The sequence below is a fragment of the Streptococcus sp. SN-1 genome (genome assembly GCF_041154385.1).
In the GTDB taxonomy this organism is placed as follows: Bacteria; Bacillota; Bacilli; order Lactobacillales; family Streptococcaceae; genus Streptococcus; species Streptococcus mitis_CT.
On the sequence record NZ_AP028929.1, the window covers coordinates 1008455 to 1029894 of the forward strand.

Below are 21440 nucleotides of genomic sequence, written 5' to 3' on the forward strand. Positions count from 1 at the left end.
ATTCAAAAGTTCGGCCGTTGATTTAACAACGTTTCTAGCCCCTCGGATTTTATCCGAAGGGCTATTTTTGTATTCAGGGGGCAAAAAAGGGGCAAAACTTTTTAAAAAATCTTTTTCATAACTTTTTCCAGTACATTGATTGCTTCATCTTTCATGTTCTTTGTGACGTGGGTGTAGATGGAAGTAGTGACTTCAGAGTCGGAATGATCAACCATGTCCGTGATTATTTTTAAAGGAATTTTATTTTCTGATAAAATATTGGCCATCACAGGCAGCATGCTTTTATAGGTGCTTAATTTGATTTATTTTTGTGGAATCCTCTTATTTTGAGATGAATACCAATTATAAGTGATTTGCATATCCAGGATATTACAAAGAAAGGCAAGCTAGTGGCCACATAAAATTTATTTCATATTCTTTAAAGCTATTTACTCTGTTAGCAATTGTATTTGATATGATCAAATAAGATTAATAGTTTATTGAATCCCTTTTTTATAAATTACATAATTTATTTTATGTAATTTATAAACTATCCAGAGCATTCTTTTGTTCATCGTTGACGATATGGGTATAGAGGTCAGTGACTTGTGTGCTGGCATGTCCTAGCTGGTGACTGACCAAAACTTGCGATTTAGTAGCATCATAGAGTCTAGTTGCTAGGGTATGGCGAAGTTTGTGGGGGGTTACACGAACTTTGAAGTCTTCAGAGTATTTAGCAACCATTTTCTCAACGCTAGAAGTATCGATACGATTAGGAACACCTCTGTAGAGAGTCAAAAAGAGGGCTGTATCTGTTTTTTCCGTCTTATAGCGTTGATTCCGAATGGCTAGATAATTCTCTAGATAAGGCTTAGCAAAGGCAGCGACATTGACCGAGTCACGTTTGCCACCTTTTCGGGTGACATCAATAATCATCATCTTGAGATTGAGATCTCTTAGATCCAGATTAACAGCTTCAGATAAGCGAACACCCGATGCCAAGAGAAGGGCAATAATGGCCAAATCACGTTCTTTATTTTTATTAAACGATGATAGAGCACGATTTGAGAGCTGTTGTGGGTAATCTTGGTCTATATAAGTCAGAAACCCTTCTGTTTCATCACCTAGAAAGAGCTTTTGTTTGATGTTTTCAGCTCTGGCAGCAAGTGTCTCTTTCTTTTTCTTGGTTGAAACTTTCTTCATTACATTTCGATAGAAATAAGGTTCTCCCTGGTCATTTTCAACCTCCTCAGTCAGATACTTGTAAAGACTGGAAAGGGCTGACAAGGTCCGATTGATAGTCGTCTGAGAAACACCTTGCTTGGTTGTATTGGCATTCAGCAAAGGACGTTCTCGAAGATAAAGGATAAAAGCCTCCATATCTTTCTTTGACATATTTTCCAAGACAGATAAAGGAATATTAGACATTTTATCAGAGTTTGAAATCCCAGACTCTAAAACCCAGCTGAAAAATCGATCGTATTCCTTGAGGTATTCGTACAGGGTTGTGAAACTATAGGGGACAGCAAGCTTAGATTGGTAGTATTCCAGAACATACCAGGGCATGATTTGTTTTAATTTATCGATTCGTTCCAGTAAAATTTCACGCTTCATGTATTTTCTCCATATATAAGTCTACTAGTAGTATAGCATAGACTTATATATTTTTCAAGAAAATTATAGTTTTTCTGAAAGATGTTATAGGAGTTTTTTAAAGTGATAAAAAGACTTAGACCTGCAAACAAAACAGATCTAAATCTTTGGAGTTATTATTGTGAATTATTATTTAGTGCTTTGTATCTCATAGCTTCTTATATAGCTCTTCAATTGTGTAGTATTAACAGAAGTTTAGTGGGTGAGTTCTTTTTTATTCTGGTTATTTTTACCAAAGTTCAATTATTTGTATGTGAAATGTTTTATCAGTAAAAAAGAGGGGGAGTCCCCCTCTCAAGATTTTATTTTACTGCTTCTTTCAAAGCATCTACCTTGTCCAAACGTTCCCATGGAAGGTCAATATCTGTACGTCCCATGTGTCCATAAGCCGCTGTTTGACGGTAAATTGGACGCTTAAGGTTCAGCATTTGGATAATCCCTGCAGGGCGAAGGTCAAAGATTTGACGAGTTGCTTTTTCAAGCTTGCTTTCAGCTACTGTTCCTGTACCAAAGGTATCAATACGGACAGAAACAGGCTGGGCAACACCGATAGCATAGGCCAACTGTACTTCTGCTTTCTTAGCAAGACCGGCAGCAACAATATTCTTGGCAATATAACGAGCTGCATAGGAAGCAGAACGGTCAACCTTTGTCGCATCCTTACCAGAGAAGGCACCGCCACCGTGACGAGAATAGCCACCATAAGTATCTACGATAATCTTACGGCCAGTCAAACCTGAGTCTCCTTGAGGTCCACCGATTACAAAACGACCAGTAGGATTGATGAAGAATTTTGTTTGCTCATCTAAGTAAGAGGATGGAATAACCTCTTTGATAACCTTATTAATGACATCATTGTGAATTTGTTCGTTGCTGACTTCTGGATCGTGCTGAGTTGAAATAACGACTGTGTCCACACGTACTGGACGGTCATTTTCATCATACTCAACTGTAACTTGTGATTTAGCATCTGGGCGAAGATAGCTGATTTCCCCAGATTTACGAAGATCTGCTAAACGACGAACTAACTTGTGGCTGAGTGAAATTGGCAATGGCATGAGCTCTTCTGTTTCATCCACTGCAAATCCAAACATGAGACCTTGGTCTCCAGCACCAATTAAGTCCAGCGGATCTTGGTCTGCATTTCCACGAACTTCTAAGGCTTCATTAACCCCTTGGGCGATATCCGGTGACTGCTCAACAAGAGACGGATGGACTCCCACCGTCTCTGCAGAAAATCCATACTCTGTATTGGTATAGCCAATCTCTGCAATGGTATCACGAACCACACGGTTAATATCCACATAGGCATTTGTAGATATTTCACCAAAAACATGGACGGAACCAGTATATACAGCTGTCTCAGCAGCAACGTGCGCCTCTGGATCCTTAGCTAAAATAGCATCCAAAATCGCATCTGAAATTTGGTCTGCAATCTTATCTGGATGCCCCTCAGATACAGATTCAGACGTGAATAATTTACGTTCTGACATAAAAATGTCCCCCCTTAAAAATAGTGTTATAGAGTTACAAAGTACTGATAGAAATCCTATCATCTACGAGTTGCGACTCGAAAGAAAAAATAGAAATTTCTACCATCTTATCGGGACTATATAACTTTACCATTATACCATTTTTAAGCGCAATTTGCAGTCTATATACTCAATAAAAATCAAAGAACAGCTTTTTGATTGTAGATAAAATTGACCAAATTAGTAACATATACCTAATACAAGATGACGCTAACTTGTTTTGAAGAGTATTAATGTACTGTTTCAATTTCTACTAATCTATTTTTAATAGGTGTTTAACAATCTTAATATTATGCGTACTATTATTTTCAAACTATAGTGTCCTGAACAATAGTTTGAAAATGAAAAGGGACTTTATTCTTTTTGTAACCTTACTGTAATAATTATCCGATTAAAAAATGATAAAATAGGTATGTACAGTTAAGGAGAGAATAATGCCTGTAAGAAAATTACAATCCTATGAGGTAGACTATCAAGAAGAATTAAACCATCAGGTTCCTCGCTATCAAGATTATACACCTGAAGCGCAATCTGATGCCAATCTCAAGGAAATCCTATTTTTTGTTAATATCGCTGTTTTTTGTATCTGTATTGCTATCTTTAGTTTTATCTTTTTAGCATTAAAATTATCAACTGCTCTTGCCTTTGCCGCAGCAATCGGATCCAGCTTACTTATTTTAAAAGTCCAACGCTCTATTATCAAACGAAAATTTAGAAGATAAATCATAATAACCCATCTAAGTTGATTTGTAAAAAATTAAGGAAAACAGAGGATTTAAGATGAAAAATGTGTTATTCATCTTAAATCCTCTGTTTTTTTGACCAGCTTGCCAAATATAATTATCTACTTAATTGAATAACGTGTAACCTTTTCTAATAAACGTTCTCCAAACATCCTAAACTATAAAATCAATTAGTCCCAAGCTTCCTATCAATTTCTTCTCCAAAATATGCTATAATAATACCAAAAGAAAAAGAAGGAAGTCTTATGATTAAACTACTAGCCTTGGATATGGACGGAACCCTCCTTAATGAATCTAAGGAAATCCCACAAGCTCACATCACAGCCATTCACCAAGCTATTGAAAAAGGTGTCAAACTGGTTCTCTGTACGGGTCGCCCGCTTTTCGGTGTCCTCCCCTACTACAAAAAACTGGGGCTAGACCTCCAGAACGAATATGTCATTGTTAACAACGGTTGTTCAACTCACCAGACAAGTGACTGGGGACTAGTTGACTGGCAAGAACTTAGTCCAGCTGACATTGAATATCTCTACGAACTTGCTGAAAAAAGTGATGTTCAGTTGACTCTTTTTGATGAGGAGCATTATTTTGTCCTCGGTGGTAAGCCTAATGAAATCATTCAAAATGATGCTAAACTAGTCTTTTCAGACCTGACTGAAATTTCTCTTGAGGAAGCGACTAGTGGTAAGTACCGGATGTTCCAAGGGATGTTTTTGGGTACAGAGAGTCAAACAGACGATTTTGAAGAGCGTTTTGCTACAGAACTCTGTCAACGATTTAGTGGAGTTCGTTCGCAGCCTGTCATTTATGAAGCCATGCCACTTGGTACAACAAAGTCTACCGCTCTTTCACGACTATCTGAGATTTTGAATATCGAGCCATCAGAAATTATGGCTATGGGGGATGCTAATAACGATATCGAAATGCTCCAGTTTTCAGGCCTCGGTATTGCAATGGGAAATGCCAGCGATTATGTCAAATCCCTAGCTGATGCCGTTACAGCCAGCAACGAAGAAGACGGCGTTGCGCGTGCCATTGAGAAATATATTTTATAATTAAGAAGCCCAGTTCATATCAACTGGGTTTTGATATTTAAGAATTCCTAAAACTTTAGAAACTCTTTAGAAATCCTTGAGCTTTCTTTGATTTCTATGCTTTATACTAGAGTTATCAAAATAAATCAAAAGGAGAGAATCATGAAAACAGTACTCGACATTCATGGATTGTCCAAAAACTTTGACAAACAAGCTATTCTTCAGGATCTTCATCTAACGATAAGAGAAGGAGATATTTATGGACTTATCGGAAAGAACGGAGCTGGGAAAACCACCTTGATAAAAATCATTACGCAACTACTCTTTGCGGACAAAGGAACTGTTTCCCTCTTCTCCAGCAAAACGGAAAATGAGTGGAGCAAGTCTCTATCTCGAGTAGGTTCAGTGATCGAATCACCTGTAGCCCATAATCACTTAACAGCCTATCAAAATCTGAAATATTACTGTATGATTCGTCATATTCCAAATGCTGATCAAGTCATTCGAGAAACGCTGGACTATGTAGGCTTGTCAGATACAGGTAAAAAAGTCTTTCGTGATTTCTCGCTAGGAATGAAACAAAGACTTGGTATCGCCATTGCCCTTCTCTCCAAACCAGATTTCCTAGTCTTAGATGAACCTATCAATGGACTTGATCCAATTGGTATCAAAGAATTTCGTCTGATGATTCAACGGCTCAATCAAGAAAAAGGAATCACCATTCTCATTTCTAGTCATATCTTGTCAGAACTCTATCTCGTAGCAAATCGCTTTGGTATTCTAGATCAAGGCAAGATAATCCGTGAAATCAGCAAAGCTGAATTTGAAACACTAAGTGAGGATTATATTGTGCTTAAGACAGCTGATAAGGAGAAAGCTTGCCAAGTATTGAAAGAACAAATCCAGCTCCAGTTCAAGGTTGTTAATTCAGAAAACGAAATCCACATTTTTGGTCAGGAACAAGATGTCAAACAGATTCTTAAGAAATTAACCTTAGCAGATGTCGCTATTGACGAGATTTACTACGCCCGTCAAAACCTAGAAGAATACTTCACTCAATTGGTAGAATAGGAGGAAAATCATGATACATACCATTCAAGCAGACTTTTACCGTCTTTTCCGTTCCAAAGGATTCTGGATTACAGAGTTCATTCTCTTTTCTCTCATGCTAATGGGCGCAACTGTAGGAGCTACTGGCCATCTGATGGCAATCCAGACAGAAGAGCCAGAAATTCCAACCCATGGTTGGGACGGTGTACAAGCCCTGATTAACGCATCTAGTCAAGGTTCAAACCTCGTTTTTCTCTGTATTATTCTAACTTGTCTAGTTCTCGGTGTTGATTTAATCGGAAAGCTCTATAAAAATAGTTTGACAGTAGGGGTTTCTCGTACAGAGTTTTTCCTTGCCAAAGCCTTTGTAGTGGCTTGTATTGCACTTTTGCAACTTATCATCAGCCTTGTGATTGCCTTTATTCCAGCAACTATCTTAAATGGATTTGGAACTATGCCTGATGGCTTTATTGGCAATCTACTGATAACCATTTCCCTTCAATTCCTTTGCCTCCTTGCTTGGCTTTCGATTGTTTCCTTCATTCTCTATGTTAGCCATTCTTATCTTGCAGTATTTATTGGTTACTTGGTCAGCTCTATCTTACTTTCTATGCCAATGCTCATCTTCCCAAGTATCAAAATTTTGCCATATTTATCATTGCAGTTTTTCTATGCCATGACTGCTAATAGTGAATCCATTTTCTATACCCTTATAGTTACCTTAGCTGTTATTCTAATCTTTAATCTAAGTGGACTGGCAGTTTTCAAAAAGAAAAGTCTATAAAAAATGACCTCCTCTAGCCTACAGAGGAGGTTTCTTTTCGTTAAAAATAAATGAAAACCGATAACCACTGCCCATCTGTGCTCAGTTTCATCTCTGTACCGAGAAGATGACATAATTCCTCAGTGATATAAAGGCCTAAACCAGAGGATTCTTCCGTGTCTGATAGATTTTCAGAATAAAAACGATTGCTGAGATTTTCTATTTTTTTGATGGGCTGTTTAACAAGGTTTGCAATCTCTAAGACAAGCTGTTCCTGTTCCTTTTCCTTTTTCAAAGATAGCCGCGCTTCTTCCTTGCCATGCTTGAGGACATTTCCAAGTAAATTTTGTAAAATACGATCCAGCAAGTCTTCATCAGTCCTCGTTGTTAAACCAGCTTCAACCTTAAAATCAAGCGTGATATTTGCCGCCTGAAAAACATCATAATAAGCCAAAGTCTTTTTGGTGATAAAAGCTGAAAGTTCTACTTCTTCCAGTTTTGGCTTGACAGCTCCTTCCATCAAGCGACGGTATTCTAGGAGAGCCTCCAAACGTTTGGAAACTAAATCAAGATGCTGGGCTACTTTTTGTAAGGTTTCTCCTTTGTTTTCAGGAGACTTTATCAATTGTTGGGTGTAGCCTGACGCGATAGTCAAAGGCGTCCGAATATCATGGGAGATATTGCTGATGGCCATATCCAGAGTCTGCTTTTCCCTTTTCATCACTAACCGAGATTGTTCCACTTCCTGAAATAGATTCTCAATCTGCTGGTAGAGATGTAAAAAATGTTTGGAAAAAATGCTGACTCCGACTCTTTTCATACTACCTGTGAGAATCTTGTCTTCAATCTGTTGACTCAAGTTTTTAAGTGCTATATGGTAGCGAATCAATGTAATCGATAAAATAATTAGGAGTACTAGTAGGACAAAAATTATCATGTAGGTCATTGCTTGTCTCCTTTTAATCTTACCCCAACTCCCCAGATGGTTTCAATATATTCTTGATTTGGGTCAAGCTGGTTTAATTTTTTACGAAGATTACTCAAATGCGTATTGAGGGTATTATCTCCAGGTAGATAGCTCTCCTCCCAGACCAATTCATAAAGTTCTTCCTTGGTGAAAATTTTCTTAGGGTGTTTAAGGAGAGTTTGGAGAATCAAGCATTCTTTCTTGGCAAGGCGAATTATTTCCTGACTATTTTTGATTTCAAAACTTTCTGCATCAAACTGGATATTTTTCAAGTTTTGTGGTAGATTTTCAGCTTTTCCTATTTCCACAGGCTGTTTTTCTACACTTTGGCGTAATTGAACAGTAACTCTAGCAAAGACTTCGTCCAAATCAAAAGGTTTGACTATGTAATCATTGGCACCGTCTAAGAGATATTGACTGATTAGCTTCTTATCGCTCAAAGCCGTTAGCATAATGACAGGAATTTGACTTTGTTCCCTGATAGCTTTTAAAACCTGATCCCCATTTTTCCCAGGAAGCATGATATCTAGCAAAACGAGTTCAATCCCACCTTGGTCAAAACGCATGATTCCTTCTGTACCAGAAAAGGCTTGAATCACCTCATGTTCCTCAGTAAGAAGTGTTCGCAAAATCTCTTGAATGTCACTATTGTCTTCAATAACCAATATCCTAGCCATAAATACCAACCTTTCTGCAACTATTATAGCATGTTTTATTGATAAAGCTTAAACAGAAAAGCTTTTTCCTATTTTTCATTAGAATCGTGTTCATTAAAATCGTGCAACTTTTTTCAGATTGTTTTAAAAGATTGTATTTCTTATATTTTTCCTTTATACTGGATAAAAAGGAGAATAGTATGTCAGAAACAAATCACGAAATCGATTCAAATTTTGCAGGTCGTTTAAATATCCTACGAGCGGGTGTTCTTGGTGCTAATGATGGAATTATTTCCATTGCTGGTGTGGTTATCGGGGTTGCTAGTGCTACGAGCAATATCTGGATTATCTTTTTATCAGGATTTGCAGCTATCTTAGCTGGTGCCTTTTCAATGGCTGGTGGAGAATATGTATCCGTTTCAACTCAGAAAGATACCGAGGAAGCAGCCGTTGCGCGTGAGAAACTCTTGCTAGACCAAGATATGGAGCTAGCCAAAAAGTCTCTCTATACTGCTTATATCCAAAATGGAGAATGCGAAACCTCTGCTCAACTCTTGACCAACAAGGCCTTTCTTAAAAATCCACTCAAGGCTTTGGTAGAGGAAAAATATGGGATTGAGTATGAAGAATTTACCAATCCTTGGCACGCTGCCATCTCTAGCTTTATTTCTTTTTTCCTTGGTAGCTTGCCACCAATGCTGTCAGTGACCATTTTCCCAAGTGAATACCGCATCCCTGCTACTGTCCTCATTGTGGGACTTTCACTATTGGTGACTGGTTACACTAGTGCCAAACTTGGAAAAGCCCCAACCAAAACAGCTATGATTCGGAACCTTGCTATTGGTCTCTTAACTATGGGAGTTACCTTCCTGCTAGGACAACTTTTCAGCATTTAGAACACAATAAATACCTCGATTTTCAAGTCGAGGTATCTTTTTTACATTTGCACAATCTTGCGATAACTTCTTGAGGTAATCATGAAAATCAGCACATAGGCGATGAGGAAGATAGCGCAGATAGACAAGGTCACAATCAACATCATATTCGTATCTATTACACCAATCACTTTTAAAATCAGACTAAGCATATGGTAGGCAAAGGCTAGATGTATGAAGGCAAAAAGCAAAGGAAGGAAGAAAACAGTTAAAACCTGTTTGTTAATGGTTTGCTTGATTTGCTTTTGATCTAAACCGACTTTCTGCAAGATAATAAAACGCTCACGGTCTTCATATCCTTCAGAAATTTGTTTGTAGTAGATGACCAGAACGGTTCCGACCATAAAGATAATGGATAGGAAAATACCAATAAAGAAGACACCACCAAAGAGGGCACTCATCTGAGAACTAGCATCTGCTAGATTGCTACCATAAACATAGCTACCTTCCGTGTTTAATTGTGCATTAAATTGATCGAGGTATTTATCATACTCGTCAGCAACCTTGAGTTGTTCTTCTTCACTGGCATTTACATTCATACCACCGTACAGCTGATTATAGATAGCCGAATCTGGGAATTGGTCTAAAAATGCTTGCAAATTAGGAACAACAAGGTAATTGTAATCAGTAGTAAAAATATTAAACTGATTTGGGACATGATTCACAATAAAATCTGTATTAAATTCTTCTTTGACAGAAAATTGATGGTTATTTAGAGTTAGAGCTTTCTGTCCTTTCAGTCCGTCATTTTTGGCAAAGAGACCGACCTCATTCCCTGATAGAGAAAGCTTTTGACCAGTCATATTTTCATAATCTTTTTGGTCAAATACCATGAAGACTGTTTTAGGTTGGACACGGTTTTGTCCTTTTTCAAAAATGGTTAACTTGGTTCCTTCTTGATTTGCAATACCAAAGTTACTGTAACGAAGCACTTCTTTCTCTTTGACACTATAACCTTTGTCACTTGCAAACTGGCTCAAGAGTTTGTCCAAATCTTCTTTTTCAACATTTTGTCCAGTAATGCCAAAGTCATGCGGATTCATCACTTTCTTAAAGGATTCTGAGGCATTGAAAATGCTTGTCGCGGCTGACATGGTTACCAAAACCATTGTTGATAAAATTGCGATAGTTGCTAGTCCAACCGCATTTTTCTTCATACGGAAAATCAAGTTGGAAACAGAGATGAGGTTATTGGGTTGGTAATAGTATTTCTTGTTTTTCTTTAAGATTTGAAGGAAAACGGTAATACCTGCATTAAACAAGAGATAGGTACCAAAGATAACCAGCAAAACAGCTAAGAAGAAGGTTGTTAGGGCTGTAAGGGGATCTTTTACGGTAAGGGAAAGATAATAGCCAATCCCTAAACTTATGGAACCAAGAATAGTTTGGAGAGGTAGGAAACGACCTCTTTTCTCTCCGCTTGCTTTCTCACGCGAGAGCTGGAGGGCATTCATACGGGCGATTCGAAGGGTATTCAAGAACATGAGCCCTAGAAAAATCAAGCCAAAGACAACAAGTACTGTAATGACAACTTTCATCTGGAAGGTAGCAACCAGCTCAACCTTCAATTTCATCAGTTTGAGCAAGAAAGCAAAAATCAACTTGTCAAACAAGGCTCCAATACCGATACCTGCTCCAACAGTTAGAATCCCAAATACCACTAACTCCTTAAAAGTCATACTAATTAGATGGCGTTTCTCCAAACCCAGCATGCCATAAATCCCTAGTTCCTTGGAACGATTTTTCATGACAAAACTATTGGCATAGAGGACGATAATGGCTGACGCAAGGGTGACGACAAACATACCAAATCCTAGAGTAGCTTGAATCGTTTCCCCTCCACGGATTTCCGCAATCTTTGGATTGAAAGTTAGAGAGTAAAAGAGATAGGTGACAGTGACTGCCAAGAGAACAGCCAGCGCAAAAGGATAGTAGAGTTTGCGGTTTTTAATCAAGTTCGATACCGCTAACTTATTGGTTAATCGAAACATACTAATTCACCTCGCTTGCCATGACAGTCAAGGTATCAGAAATTTCTTGGAACATCTGACGTTCTGTCTTCTCTCCACGGTAGATTTGATTGTAAAGAATGCCGTCTTTGATAAAGAGTACACGTTTAGCCCTGCTAGCTGCTGCCGTTGAGTGGGTTACCATGAGAATGGTTTGGCCACGCTCATTGATTTCATCAAAAACATCAAGAAGAGCTGCAGATGACTTGGAATCAAGGGCTCCTGTTGGCTCATCCGCAAGGAGAATTTCAGGTTCTGTGATGATGGCGCGGGCTACTGCTACACGCTGTTTCTGACCACCAGAAATCTCGTAAGGGTACTTCTCTTGCAATTGGTTGATACCTAGATTCTCAGCTGTCACCACCAATTTCTTCATCATCTCCGTAATGGGTCTTCTTGACAAGACAAGGGGAAGCAAGATATTGTCCTTAACAGACAGAGTATCTAGTAAGTTAAAGTCTTGAAAGACAAAGCCCAACTTTTCACGACGGAAGCTAGAAGCCTGTGAATTTTTAATGGTTGCGGTGTCAGTTCCATTCAAGTAAACCTGACCACGTGTTGGTTTGTCCAGCATAGCTAGGATATTGAGAAGAGTGGATTTACCAGAACCAGACTCACCCATGATGGCAACGTAGTCACCCTTTTCTACGGTAAAGTGAATATCCTTGAGGGCTTCTACTTGGTTGCCCTGAAAACGAGTTTTATAAATTTTTTGAACGTGTTTTACATCTAAAAGTGTCATGAGAATCTCCTTTCTTAATATCCCATCAAATGAAATGTTGCTTGCATCATAGCGCATCCCAGCTGAACGCGCTCGATATCTTTGTGACTTGGTTTTCTAGTTTTCTTATGTAAGATTTGTTTCATGATGTTACTCCTTTGTTCTTTATGAGTCTAGTTTACATCAAAAAAAGACTGCTTGCCATAACCTAACCTTACAAAAAAGACTTTAATCTTACATTTTTGTAAGATTGGGAGAAATGTAAGCAAAATTACTTAGAAAATGATTTGATTTCCTATTTTTAAAGTTGTAAAATATAATTGTGAAAAGGCTTACTTTGGAAAGGAGGAATCGGAACTAACATTTGAGTAAGCCTACTTCGATGAAACACCATTCAATTGAACTCTTGCAATTCCGTCCTCCCTATAAGGAAAGAAGGTGCGCTTTAATGAAACATAAAGAACATATACTCATCGGACTTCTCTATCTACTCTCTCCATTCATCGGTCAGCTCTTAGTTGAAAAAACATACTTTATCGGTATAGAATTTACAGCTACTGCTTATGCTATTTGCTGGCTATCAGTTGTTATCAGCATCCATCATTTTTCAAAAAATGTATTGTCTCAGCATGAAAAATCAGATTAGAAACATGAGTTCAAAATATTATTTTTAATTTGTATATGAGGCTGAGAAAATCTTATTAAAAGTAAAAAAGCTTTAAATCAAGCAGTTTAGACTATTGATTTAAAGCTTTTTGCTTATTCCAAATCTTTTGTTAAACCTCACCAAAACCAGCCTTCATTATCGTCAATGGCTTGGGCTTCTTTGCGTTTGCGTGGACCTGTTCCGTACATTTCTGCTTCAATTTCTTCCTTGGTTGGCATGATAGAAGCTAGGATGATATAGATAATCACACCAAGTCCAAAGTTTGCGACTGTAAAAATGGCAAACAAGAAACGAACAAGGGTAACATCAAAGTTCCATTTGTCTGCTAGACCTGCCAGAACTCCTGAAATCATGCGATTTCGTCTCATTTTATAAAATTTACTGTTCATGGTATTACCTCTTTCTACTAGGTTAGACTTAGTATATCATGGGTAGGCTCGGCTTTCATCAGTCCTCAGGCTGATTTATCAGTAGCAATTTACCTCGACAAAGTCCACAGCGATAGCGTTTGGTATCAATCCTCCGCTTGCGCTGATAAGTTTGCTGGCAGGATTGGCAACGATAGAGCTTGATTGGCTTGGAGTTGCTATTGGGCAAGGTTGGCACAAAGCGTAACCCATCCACCGCTTTCAACAGTTCCTTAAAATCCCGATCTTTATGTTGATAGCCCTTCCCTTGAAAATAGAGGTGATAATGACATAGTTCATGTCGGACAATTTTCCTAAAAACGTCTAAACCAAGTTCCTGATAAACCTTAGGATTAAAATCCAAATGCCCATCTTTGGGAAAAAATCGCCCACCTGTCGAACGTAGACGAGAATTCCACTGGGCTTGATGGATAAAAGGTCTGCCGAAGTCTTCTAGTGAAACCTGCTTAATGTAATCAGTCAGATTCATCTGGAGCTAGAAGCGACAGATTGACTTTTTCACGTTCAGTATCAATTTTCTTAACCCAAACGGTCACTAAATCTCCAACTGACACCACTTGGCTGGGGTGTTTGATAAACTTGCGACTCATATGCGAAATGTGAATCAAGCCGTCCTCGTGAATACCGATATCAACAAAAGCACCGAAGTCAACGACATTACGCACTACTCCTTCTAGCTTTTGCCCAACCACTAAGTCTTTGATATCTAGGACATCTTGGCGAAGCACAGGTGCATCAAAGGAATCACGGAAATCTCGACCTGGTTTGAGAAGATCGGCAATGATATCTTTGAGGGTTTCTTGTCCAAGATCCAATTCTTGAGCCATCTCTGTGATTGAAACGGATTTTAATTTTGTTTGAGCTTCTTCAGTCAAGTCCTTGATATCTAAACGCTTAAAGAGTTCTTTAACAGCAGCGTAATTTTCTGGGTGAACTCCTGTATTATCAAGGATATTGCTACTTTCTGGTATTCGAAGGAAACCAGCTGCCTGTTCAAATGCCTTGGTACCCAGACGAGGGACTTTCTTGATTTGGGCGCGTGAAGTGATTTTTCCTTCTTCTTCACGATACTTGACGATATTTTCAGAGATGGTTTTATTGAGTCCAGCTACGTGTGAAAGAAGAGCTGGGCTGGCCGTATTGATGTTGACACCGACTTGGTTTACCACTGTATCGACAACAAAGTCCAGACTCTCAGATAATTTCTTCTGGCTGACATCGTGCTGGTATTGACCAACGCCGATTGACTTAGGATCGATTTTGACCAATTCGGCAAGAGGATCTTGCAAACGACGGGCGATAGAAATAGCAGAGCGTTTTTCAACGGTCAAGTCTGGAAACTCCTGACGGGCAAGTTCACTGGCAGAATAGACCGAAGCACCACTTTCATTGACAATGACATAGCTGACTTCAGGAAAATCTTTCAGAACTTCCGCCACAAAGGCTTCACTTTCACGACTGGCCGTTCCATTTCCGATGGCAATAATCTCTACACCGTATTGACCAATCAAATCTGCCAAATCTTTCCTGGCTTCTTCGATTTGACGAGCTGATGCTGGTTTGACAGGATAAACGACCTGAGTTGTCAGCATTTTCCCTGTTGCATCCACGACAGCTAGCTTGGCACCTGTACGAAAGGCAGGGTCAAATCCAAGAACCACGCGCCCTTTCAGTGGAGCAACCAAGAGGAGATTGCGTAGGTTGTCAGAAAAGAGTTGGATAGCTCCTTCTTCTGCTTTCTCAGTTAATTCTGTCCGAATGCGTCTCTCGATAGATGGCAAGACCTTTTTCTTAACAGATTGCTGAACTACTTCATCTATGTAGGCATTTTTTACCTTGAAACGAGCTGCAAAGAAGGCAAGAATACGGTCCGTTGCATGTTCAAAACCGACCTTCAAGACACCAAGTTTCTCCCCACGATTGAGGGCCAAGGTACGATAACCTTGCATAGTTCCAACTGTCTCTGAAAAATCATAATAAATCTGAAAAACCTGCTTTTCATCAAGACTTTCATCCTTGGCTTGAGAAGTGAGTTTAGAGTGTCTCAGCACTTCCTGATAAGTCATGGAACGCAAGGTCACATCTTCCGATAAAGCTTCAACCAAAATATCAACTGCACCAGACAATGCTTCCTTACCAGTCGCAAATCCTTCACAGACAAACTTTTCAGCCTCTTTCTCTAAGTCGGCTACATTCTGCAAAATCAAGCGAGCAAGTGGGAAGAGTCCGGCTTCACGGGCAATGGTTGCCTTGGTCCGACGCTTTTCCTTGTATGGAAGATAGAGTTCTTCTACGTCCGCTAATTTTTCGGCAGCTAAGATAGCTTCTTCCAATTCCTTGGTCAACTTACCTTGTTCTTGAATCTTCGCCAAAACAGCTTCCTTGCGGTCATTGAGATTGGTCAGACTTTTATCCAAATCGATAATGGCCTTAATCGCCACCTCATCCAGACTACCAGTCATGTCCTTGCGATAACGCGCGATAAAGGGAATAGTCGCCCCTTCAGCAGTCAAACTTAGAACGGTATCGATTTGCTTTAACGTCACTCCCAAATCCTGGGAGATTTTTTCATATTTTTTATCCATGAATCTATTATACCACAAGCTAATATTATTCAAATTATCTCTTACAATTTTAAAACATAAGTTGGGAAATAAATTTACTTCATTTCAATATTCTATTCATTGAGAAGGTTGCAATTTAATTCTAATAGTTTACAAAAGAATCTATGAGTAATTTCACTGTTTTTATTTTTTACAAAACGCTTTATAAAGCTATTTGTTGAAGTTAACGAATCAATTTTCAGAGCAAATAAAAAATCGCAAGCCTAAGCCTGCGGTGGGGATAATCTTTTTTGAAATTTTTAAACAAAAAAGGAGCATTTAAGCTCCCTCCTTTGAAATAACGGACACTTGGCTGGTCGGTGTACCCAGCATCTCAGATACCTTTTTCGAGGTGCGGCAGGAACCTTTCTGCCCTCAAATGTCTTCCGTTAACTTTATTCTAGCACTATCTACTTTTTTTGTCAAGCTTTCTCAATCTACCAGACTTAATTATGACAAAACATAAACACCTTACCCTTTCAGACCGTAATGATATCCAATTAGGCTTAGAGCGAGGTGAAACCTTCAAAGCTATCGGACAATCCATTCTAAAAGACCCGACCACTGTTTCCAAAGAAGTCAAACGAAACAGACAAGTCCGAGAGTCTACATGCGATAAGCTTCCTTGCCCTCTACTCAACAAAGCTCCCTTTGTCTGTAATGGATGCCCTAAAAGAAGACAGAATTGTGGCTATAAAAAGATCTTCTACCTCGCTAAACAAGCTCAAAAACAATAAGAACAAACTCTTGTCGAAGCTCGTGAAGGAACTCCCCTCAATTCCAAGACCTTCTGGGACATGGACAAAATCATTTCTGATGGTGTTAAAAAGGGACAACACATCTATCATATCCTCAAAACTCACAATCTTGATGTCAGCTCCTCAACTGTCTATCGACACATCCGAAAAGGATACCTATCTATCGCTCCTATTGACCTAGCCAGAGCCGTTAAATTCAAAGAAAGACGGAAAAGTAAGCTACCTTCCATTCCTAAAGAATCTAAAAAAGGACGTTCCTATGAGGATTTCCTAAATTATTTGGCTCTTAAGCAACTGAATTCTTGGCTGGAAATGGACACCGTTATGGGCAGGATGGGAGGTAAAGTCCTACTCACCTTCAATCTCTCTTTCTGTAACTTTATCTTCGCTAGACTACTGGATAATAAAACCGCCCTTGAGGTTACCAAACATCTCTATGATATCAAGAACACTCTTCACCAAGCGGATAAAGATTTCTTTCAACTCTTTCCTGTCATCCTGACTGATAATGGTGGAGAGTTTGCCAGGGTCGATGACATCGAAATGGATGTTCGAGGAGAGAGTAAACTCTTCTTTTGTGATCCTAATCGCTCTGACCAGAAAGGGAGAATTGAGAAAAATCACACGCTGATTCGCGACATTCTACCAAAGGGAACTTCTTTTGACAACTTAACTCAGGAAGACATCAATCTAGTTTGTTCGCATGTCAACAGCGTCAAACGTGCTGCTTTGAATGGAAAGTCAGCCTATGAACTCTTTGCCTTTACCTATGGAGAAGAAATTCCTAAACTTCTCGGCATTTCTAAAATACCTGCAGAAGACGTCTGCCAGTCGTCTACATTACTCCAACATAAGTTCTAAAAACTAATCTTCAACCCCATTCAAACGTCTCACACTAACTTCCACCATAGCGGAACTTAATCTGAAACGCTTTCAGATGAGGGGATTTTGTGCGCTCTTTTTTTCGATTCATTTTGGTTACAAAAGCGATGAAATCAAGCATGATTAAAACCAGTGGAACTTACCCTGACACGGATTTCCACTGGTTTTTAGAATTTTTATCAGACTAACTTCCACTTGGATTAGCGGTGGAACTTAGTTTGGGAATTTACCATCAGGATATATCAAGCTCTATTATTCGTTAGATACTCAATTTTAACTTTTCCCTTTTCCTCAAAATAATAGTATAATAGAGGTAGAATTTAGAATCGAGGTACACATATGGCTGTAAAATTTACAAAAACGGACGACTTGGACAAGATGTTTGAAGAGTTTGCGAAACTCCCTGATTTGAAGCAAGTTACTTTCCCTGATGACAAAGAGAAAAAAGTCAAAGCAGAAAAGAAAAACTAGATGACTGCTTTCCAACAACTCCCATCTAGTGTGCTTCAAACTGGGGCTATTTTTCTCTCTATAATTATTGAAGCCCTACCCTTTGTTCTGATTGGAAGTATTGTTTCAGGGCTGATTGAGGTTTATATCACACCTGACAAGGTTTATCATTTTCTCCCTCGAAATCGTTGGGGGAGAATCTTTTTTGGCACCTTCGTCGGGATTCTTTTTCCCTCTTGTGAATGTGGAATTGTCCCCATTATCAACCGTTTTCTGGAAAAGAAGGTTCCTAGTTACACGGCTGTTCCCTTTCTTGTAACAGCACCTGTCATCAATCCCATTGTTCTCTTTGCAACCTATTCTGCCTTTGGCAACTCCTTCCATGTCGCTCTGTTACGAGCTCTGGGTTCTATTGTTGTGGCTGTGATACTTGGGATTGTTCTAGGATTTTTCTGGCAAGAACCGATTCAAAAAGAAAATCGTTTGGCCTGTCATGAGCACGATTTTTCTCACTTGAAACCTACAAAAAAAGGTTTTCAAGTCTTTGTGCAAGCCATTGATGAATTTTTTGATACGGGACGCTATTTGGTATTCGGCTGTCTCTTTGCCTCTGTTATACAGGTCTATGTTCCGACACGGATTCTAACCTCTATCAGTGCGACCCCTCTTTTTGCCATCCTGCTCTTGATGCTTTTGGCCTTTCTTCTTTCTCTCTGTAGTGAGGCCGATGCTTTTATCGGGGCTTCTCTTCTCTCGAGTTTCGGCTTGGCACCAGTTTTGGCCTTTCTCGTCATTGGCCCAATGCTGGATATCAAAAATATTCTCATGATGAAAAATTACTTGAAAGCACGATTTATCAGTCACTTCATAACGATTGTGACTCTTGTCGTCTTAGTGTATTCTCTCTTGATTGGAGTTATCCTATGATTCGATTTTTAGTTTTAGCTAGCTATTTTGAATTGACCATCTATCTCCATCTGTCGGGCAAGTTAAACCAGTACATCAACATGCACTATTCCTATCTGGCCTATATTTCCATGGTACTTTCCTTTATTTTGGCAATTGTTCAACTGTATATCTGGATGAAGCAAGTCAAAACCCATAGTCATCTGAACAGCCGATTGGCGAAGGTTACTAGTGTTGCTCTTCTGGCCATTCCTATTGTCGTCGGTTTAACTTTTCCAACTGTTAGCTTGGATTCTCAGACCGTTTCTGCCAAAGGCTATCACTTCCCCCTATCGGAAGGAACGGATCAAGCCATTCAGACAAGTGAAGGGACGACAAGCCAATATTTGAAACCAGATACCAGTTCTTATTTTTCAAAATCAGCCTATGAAAAGGAAATGCGAACGGCAGCGGATAAATATTTGTCCCAAGATAGCATTCAGATCACTAATGAAAACTATATGGAAGTCATGGAGGCTATCTACGACTATCCAGATGAATTTGAGGGCAAGACAGTCCAGTTCACAGGCTTTGTCTATAATGACCCCAGTCATGCTAATAGCCAATTTTTATTCCGCTTCGGCATTATTCACTGTATCGCAGATTCAGGTGTCTATGGATTGCTGACCAAGGGAAATACCCGTCAGTATGAGAACAACACCTGGATAACAGCCAAAGGAAAACTAGTCAATCATTACCATAAAGAACTCAAACAAAATCTCCCAACCTTGGAAATCGACAGCTTTACCAAAGTCGATAAACCAGAAAATCCCTATGTGTATCGAGTGTTTTAAAAAGCAAACCAAATTCATAAAAAACTCTAAGCAGGCAGAGCCTGCTAACTCATGACAGAAAAAGAAGTTTATCTTATAATGAAGATGAACAATACCAATCCATAGTGTTTAATAGGGCTTTTCCTAGCCTCTACAAAAAACTGGATGAACAAGAGTCGTGAAATAACTCTAATATGTCTTGAGCATGAAAATATCTTACTAGTAGCCTCTTGTTCTATTATTCAAATAGTTAACAGGAGGTTTTTATAATGGAAGTTATGATTGAAACGTGTTGTGGAATTGATGTCCACCAAAAGTCTATCGTTTGTTGTATCCTAGATGGTCCACTAGATAGCAATAAGCCAAAGAAAATTCAGAAGAAATTTGAGACAACTACTGTAGCTCTTCACAATGCCTTAGATTGGATGGTATAGTTGCTTAGTTTAAAATAAGCATCTTATAATAAAGCTATGGCATATAGTAGAGATTTTAAACAAGGAGCATTAGATTACATCAAAGAAGGACACAGCCATGTCGAGGCAGCTAAAATTTTTGATGTTGGCGTCAGAACTCTCTTCACGTGGGAAAAGAAAGACTTGAACAAGGATACTTAGAGCGGAAAAAGCGAGTCGTCAAAAAGCGAAAGATTCCTTTAGAGGAATTGAAAGCCTTTGTAGAGGCTCATCTAGACGCTTTTTTACGGGAAATTGCGGTACATTTTGATTGTGCTGTTCCTTCAGTATGGACAGCTTTAAAGCAAATTCATATCACTTTAAAAAAAAGACGACTAGCTTTAAGGAACAAGATTCTGAGAAAGTCGCTGAATTTCTTGATATTTTGGATAACCTAAAAGATTTATCAATCGTATATATTGACGAAACGGGAATCGATCGCTACTTCTATCGTCCTTATGCACGGGCTCCTAGAGGGGAGAAAGTCTATGAAAAGATTAGCAGACGGCATTTTGAGCGAACTTCAATTGTTGCAGGACAAGTAGATAGAGAGTTTATAGCTCCCATGATTTACAAGGAAAGTATGATGAGCGACTTCTTTGTGGAGTGGTTCAAAACGCAACTCCTGCCTGCTTTGAAGACACTTCATGTCATTGTTATGGACAATGCTAGTTTTCATCCCAAGAACATCTTGGATAAACTGTGCATCCAAGATAGACACTTTTTCTTACCTCTACCACCTCATTCACCAGATTTGAATTCTATTAAGCAAGTTTGAGATATTTTGAAGAAGAAAGTGACTGATTTATTAAGGAAAGTTCCAAATATTTTTGAATGTTTGGGCGCTTTTTTTAAACTAAATGACAATAATACGAGGGATTTGATGATTTTTCTTGACGATAGAAGACTTAGAGTTCATCATTTTAGAGCATATATTTATAATGAATTGAATCTAGAATAGTACACAACTAATTCTAAAACCTGTATAGAAATTAATTTGAATTCACTAATCTTTTTGTTCGTATCCTATTTCAATTCACTAACTCAATTCCATAATAAAACACCTCAAAAGTTAGATTTTCTAGCTCTAACTTTTGAGGTGCAGCTCATTTATGTATGATAGTCTTTTGGTTATTATTTATCTATCCTTATTAAAAGAAAGAATATTTATTATGAATTTGGGTCATCAAGACTACGGCCATGTAACCCTTTTTCACGTTGGACTTGACGTAGTTTCTCTGGTGTAACATCGTTTCCTTCTTCGTCCACAATTTTAATTCCTTCGATGTGGTGACGAACAGTGCGACGATAACCTTCGATGTACTCCTCACGTAGTTTGGCTTGTTCTACTTTTTCTTCTGGGGTCAAGCCTTCTTCTTTTTTCTTTTTAGCGAGCTCGTTGATACGAGCAATTTTTTTCGGATCCATTTCTTCTCCTTT

20 protein-coding genes and 3 pseudogenes are annotated in these 21440 nt (G+C 38.8%); 12 read left to right on the forward strand and 11 right to left on the reverse strand.

The genetic code is table 11. The features are described 5' to 3' along the window. Positions 1-101: 101 nt before the first annotated feature. The 3 genes and pseudogenes from ACAM22_RS04460 to metK all read right to left on the reverse strand — a co-directional run. Positions 102-260, reverse strand: a pseudogene (locus ACAM22_RS04460) (integrase); the annotation flags it as partial. A 262-nt stretch (positions 261-522) separates the two neighbouring features. After that, positions 523-1593: a tyrosine recombinase XerS gene (xerS, locus tag ACAM22_RS04465; protein ID WP_153193449.1), complete on the reverse strand. Its 1071-nt coding sequence runs from the start codon at positions 1591-1593 to the stop codon at positions 523-525. Between the two features lie 341 nt (positions 1594-1934). Further along, positions 1935-3125, reverse strand: coding sequence for a methionine adenosyltransferase (gene metK, locus ACAM22_RS04470; protein WP_101776706.1), 1191 nt, complete (start codon positions 3123-3125; stop codon positions 1935-1937). 473 nt (positions 3126-3598) lie between these two features. On the opposite strand from metK, the gene ACAM22_RS04475 reads away from it, so the two are divergent. The 4 genes from ACAM22_RS04475 (at position 3599) to ACAM22_RS04490 (ending at position 6775) form a co-directional block, all read left to right on the forward strand. After that, positions 3599-3886 (forward strand): DUF3270 domain-containing protein, encoded by a 288-nt coding sequence (locus ACAM22_RS04475; protein WP_369606999.1) that lies wholly within the window; start codon positions 3599-3601, stop codon positions 3884-3886. Positions 3887-4152: 266 nt separating this feature from the next. Next, positions 4153-4962: a Cof-type HAD-IIB family hydrolase gene (locus ACAM22_RS04480; RefSeq protein WP_369607000.1), complete on the forward strand. Its 810-nt coding sequence runs from the start codon at positions 4153-4155 to the stop codon at positions 4960-4962. Positions 4963-5103: 141 nt separating this feature from the next. Then, entirely contained in the window at positions 5104-6012 is a 909-nt protein-coding gene (locus ACAM22_RS04485; protein ID WP_369607001.1) for an ATP-binding cassette domain-containing protein, read from the forward strand. Between the two features lie 10 nt (positions 6013-6022). Continuing rightward, positions 6023-6775, forward strand: a complete 753-nt coding sequence (locus ACAM22_RS04490; RefSeq protein ID WP_049539333.1) for an ABC transporter permease — start codon at positions 6023-6025, stop codon at positions 6773-6775. A 40-nt stretch (positions 6776-6815) separates the two neighbouring features. Here ACAM22_RS04490 and ACAM22_RS04495 read toward each other — a convergent pair whose 3' ends face one another. Then, positions 6816-7700, reverse strand: a complete 885-nt coding sequence (locus ACAM22_RS04495; RefSeq protein WP_369607002.1) for a sensor histidine kinase — start codon at positions 7698-7700, stop codon at positions 6816-6818. Further along, complete coding sequence (locus ACAM22_RS04500; RefSeq protein ID WP_369607003.1) at positions 7697-8398, reverse strand: response regulator transcription factor; 702 nt, start codon at positions 8396-8398, stop codon at positions 7697-7699. The genes ACAM22_RS04495 and ACAM22_RS04500 overlap by 4 nt, the downstream gene beginning before the upstream one ends. 179 nt (positions 8399-8577) lie before the next feature. On the opposite strand from ACAM22_RS04500, the gene ACAM22_RS04505 reads away from it, so the two are divergent. Further along, the gene (locus ACAM22_RS04505) at positions 8578-9273 is read left to right on the forward strand and encodes a VIT family protein (RefSeq protein ID WP_369607004.1); all 696 of its coding nucleotides are present in this window, start codon (positions 8578-8580) and stop codon (positions 9271-9273) included. Positions 9274-9314: 41 nt separating this feature from the next. On the opposite strand, the gene ACAM22_RS04510 is transcribed toward ACAM22_RS04505, so the two are convergent. After that, a complete protein-coding gene (locus tag ACAM22_RS04510) occupies positions 9315-11303 on the reverse strand; it encodes an ABC transporter permease (RefSeq protein ID WP_369607005.1) in 1989 nt (662 codons plus the stop codon). A gap of 1 nt (position 11304) precedes the next feature. After that, positions 11305-12063: an ABC transporter ATP-binding protein gene (locus tag ACAM22_RS04515; RefSeq protein WP_000173372.1), complete on the reverse strand. Its 759-nt coding sequence runs from the start codon at positions 12061-12063 to the stop codon at positions 11305-11307. A 427-nt stretch (positions 12064-12490) separates the two neighbouring features. Between ACAM22_RS04515 and ACAM22_RS04520 the strand changes: the two genes are divergently transcribed. Then, positions 12491-12688: a hypothetical protein gene (locus tag ACAM22_RS04520; protein WP_265471808.1), complete on the forward strand. Its 198-nt coding sequence runs from the start codon at positions 12491-12493 to the stop codon at positions 12686-12688. A gap of 137 nt (positions 12689-12825) precedes the next feature. Here the strand turns inward: ACAM22_RS04520 and ACAM22_RS04525 are convergent, their stop codons facing one another. From ACAM22_RS04525 to ACAM22_RS04535, 3 genes are read right to left on the reverse strand one after another with little or no spacing between them, the layout of a single operon-like run. Continuing rightward, a complete protein-coding gene (locus ACAM22_RS04525; protein WP_084949699.1) occupies positions 12826-13098 on the reverse strand; it encodes a PspC domain-containing protein in 273 nt (90 codons plus the stop codon). 58 nt (positions 13099-13156) lie between these two features. Further along, positions 13157-13606: a SprT family protein gene (locus ACAM22_RS04530; protein ID WP_369607006.1), complete on the reverse strand. Its 450-nt coding sequence runs from the start codon at positions 13604-13606 to the stop codon at positions 13157-13159. Continuing rightward, a complete protein-coding gene (locus ACAM22_RS04535) occupies positions 13593-15722 on the reverse strand; it encodes a Tex family protein (RefSeq protein ID WP_369607016.1) in 2130 nt (709 codons plus the stop codon). The genes ACAM22_RS04530 and ACAM22_RS04535 overlap by 14 nt, the downstream gene beginning before the upstream one ends. Before the next feature lie 470 nt (positions 15723-16192). On the opposite strand from ACAM22_RS04535, the pseudogene ACAM22_RS04540 reads away from it, so the two are divergent. The 6 genes and pseudogenes from ACAM22_RS04540 to ACAM22_RS04565 form a co-directional block, all read left to right on the forward strand. Then, a pseudogene (locus ACAM22_RS04540) lies at positions 16193-17359 on the forward strand (IS30 family transposase). A 360-nt stretch (positions 17360-17719) separates the two neighbouring features. Then, positions 17720-17851, forward strand: coding sequence for an SPJ_0845 family protein (locus ACAM22_RS04545; protein WP_120718717.1), 132 nt, complete (start codon positions 17720-17722; stop codon positions 17849-17851). After that, positions 17852-18757 (forward strand): permease, encoded by a 906-nt coding sequence (locus ACAM22_RS04550; protein WP_261053921.1) that lies wholly within the window; start codon positions 17852-17854, stop codon positions 18755-18757. Next, a complete protein-coding gene (locus ACAM22_RS04555; RefSeq protein ID WP_261053923.1) occupies positions 18754-19569 on the forward strand; it encodes a TIGR03943 family protein in 816 nt (271 codons plus the stop codon). The genes ACAM22_RS04550 and ACAM22_RS04555 overlap by 4 nt, the downstream gene beginning before the upstream one ends. Before the next feature lie 248 nt (positions 19570-19817). Continuing rightward, positions 19818-19982, forward strand: coding sequence for a hypothetical protein (locus ACAM22_RS04560; protein ID WP_261053925.1), 165 nt, complete (start codon positions 19818-19820; stop codon positions 19980-19982). Between the two features lie 36 nt (positions 19983-20018). Beyond that, a pseudogene (locus ACAM22_RS04565) lies at positions 20019-20856 on the forward strand (IS630 family transposase); the annotation flags it as partial. Between the two features lie 314 nt (positions 20857-21170). Here ACAM22_RS04565 and ACAM22_RS04570 read toward each other — a convergent pair. Beyond that, positions 21171-21428, reverse strand: a complete 258-nt coding sequence (locus ACAM22_RS04570) for a DUF896 family protein (protein ID WP_261053927.1) — start codon at positions 21426-21428, stop codon at positions 21171-21173. Positions 21429-21440 lie beyond the last annotated feature (12 nt).

Excerpts from the sequence above, each read along its gene's own strand:
- xerS (WP_153193449.1), bottom strand. The coding sequence starts at position 1,593 with ATGAAGCGTGAAATTTTACTGGAACGAATCGATAAATTAAAACAAATC.
- metK (WP_101776706.1), bottom strand. The coding sequence starts at position 3,125 with ATGTCAGAACGTAAATTATTCACGTCTGAATCTGTATCTGAGGGGCAT.
- ACAM22_RS04475 (WP_369606999.1), top strand. The coding sequence starts at position 3,599 with ATGCCTGTAAGAAAATTACAATCCTATGAGGTAGACTATCAAGAAGAA.
- ACAM22_RS04480 (WP_369607000.1), top strand. The coding sequence starts at position 4,153 with ATGATTAAACTACTAGCCTTGGATATGGACGGAACCCTCCTTAATGAA.
- ACAM22_RS04485 (WP_369607001.1), top strand. The coding sequence starts at position 5,104 with ATGAAAACAGTACTCGACATTCATGGATTGTCCAAAAACTTTGACAAA.
- ACAM22_RS04490 (WP_049539333.1), top strand. The coding sequence starts at position 6,023 with ATGATACATACCATTCAAGCAGACTTTTACCGTCTTTTCCGTTCCAAA.
- ACAM22_RS04495 (WP_369607002.1), bottom strand. The coding sequence starts at position 7,700 with ATGACCTACATGATAATTTTTGTCCTACTAGTACTCCTAATTATTTTA.
- ACAM22_RS04500 (WP_369607003.1), bottom strand. The coding sequence starts at position 8,398 with ATGGCTAGGATATTGGTTATTGAAGACAATAGTGACATTCAAGAGATT.
- ACAM22_RS04505 (WP_369607004.1), top strand. The coding sequence starts at position 8,578 with ATGTCAGAAACAAATCACGAAATCGATTCAAATTTTGCAGGTCGTTTA.
- ACAM22_RS04510 (WP_369607005.1), bottom strand. The coding sequence starts at position 11,303 with ATGTTTCGATTAACCAATAAGTTAGCGGTATCGAACTTGATTAAAAAC.
- ACAM22_RS04515 (WP_000173372.1), bottom strand. The coding sequence starts at position 12,063 with ATGACACTTTTAGATGTAAAACACGTTCAAAAAATTTATAAAACTCGT.
- ACAM22_RS04520 (WP_265471808.1), top strand. The coding sequence starts at position 12,491 with ATGAAACATAAAGAACATATACTCATCGGACTTCTCTATCTACTCTCT.
- ACAM22_RS04525 (WP_084949699.1), bottom strand. The coding sequence starts at position 13,098 with ATGAACAGTAAATTTTATAAAATGAGACGAAATCGCATGATTTCAGGA.
- ACAM22_RS04530 (WP_369607006.1), bottom strand. The coding sequence starts at position 13,606 with ATGAATCTGACTGATTACATTAAGCAGGTTTCACTAGAAGACTTCGGC.
- ACAM22_RS04535 (WP_369607016.1), bottom strand. The coding sequence starts at position 15,722 with ATGGATAAAAAATATGAAAAAATCTCCCAGGATTTGGGAGTGACGTTA.
- ACAM22_RS04545 (WP_120718717.1), top strand. The coding sequence starts at position 17,720 with ATGGCTGTAAAATTTACAAAAACGGACGACTTGGACAAGATGTTTGAA.
- ACAM22_RS04550 (WP_261053921.1), top strand. The coding sequence starts at position 17,852 with ATGACTGCTTTCCAACAACTCCCATCTAGTGTGCTTCAAACTGGGGCT.
- ACAM22_RS04555 (WP_261053923.1), top strand. The coding sequence starts at position 18,754 with ATGATTCGATTTTTAGTTTTAGCTAGCTATTTTGAATTGACCATCTAT.
- ACAM22_RS04560 (WP_261053925.1), top strand. The coding sequence starts at position 19,818 with ATGGAAGTTATGATTGAAACGTGTTGTGGAATTGATGTCCACCAAAAG.
- ACAM22_RS04570 (WP_261053927.1), bottom strand. The coding sequence starts at position 21,428 with ATGGATCCGAAAAAAATTGCTCGTATCAACGAGCTCGCTAAAAAGAAA.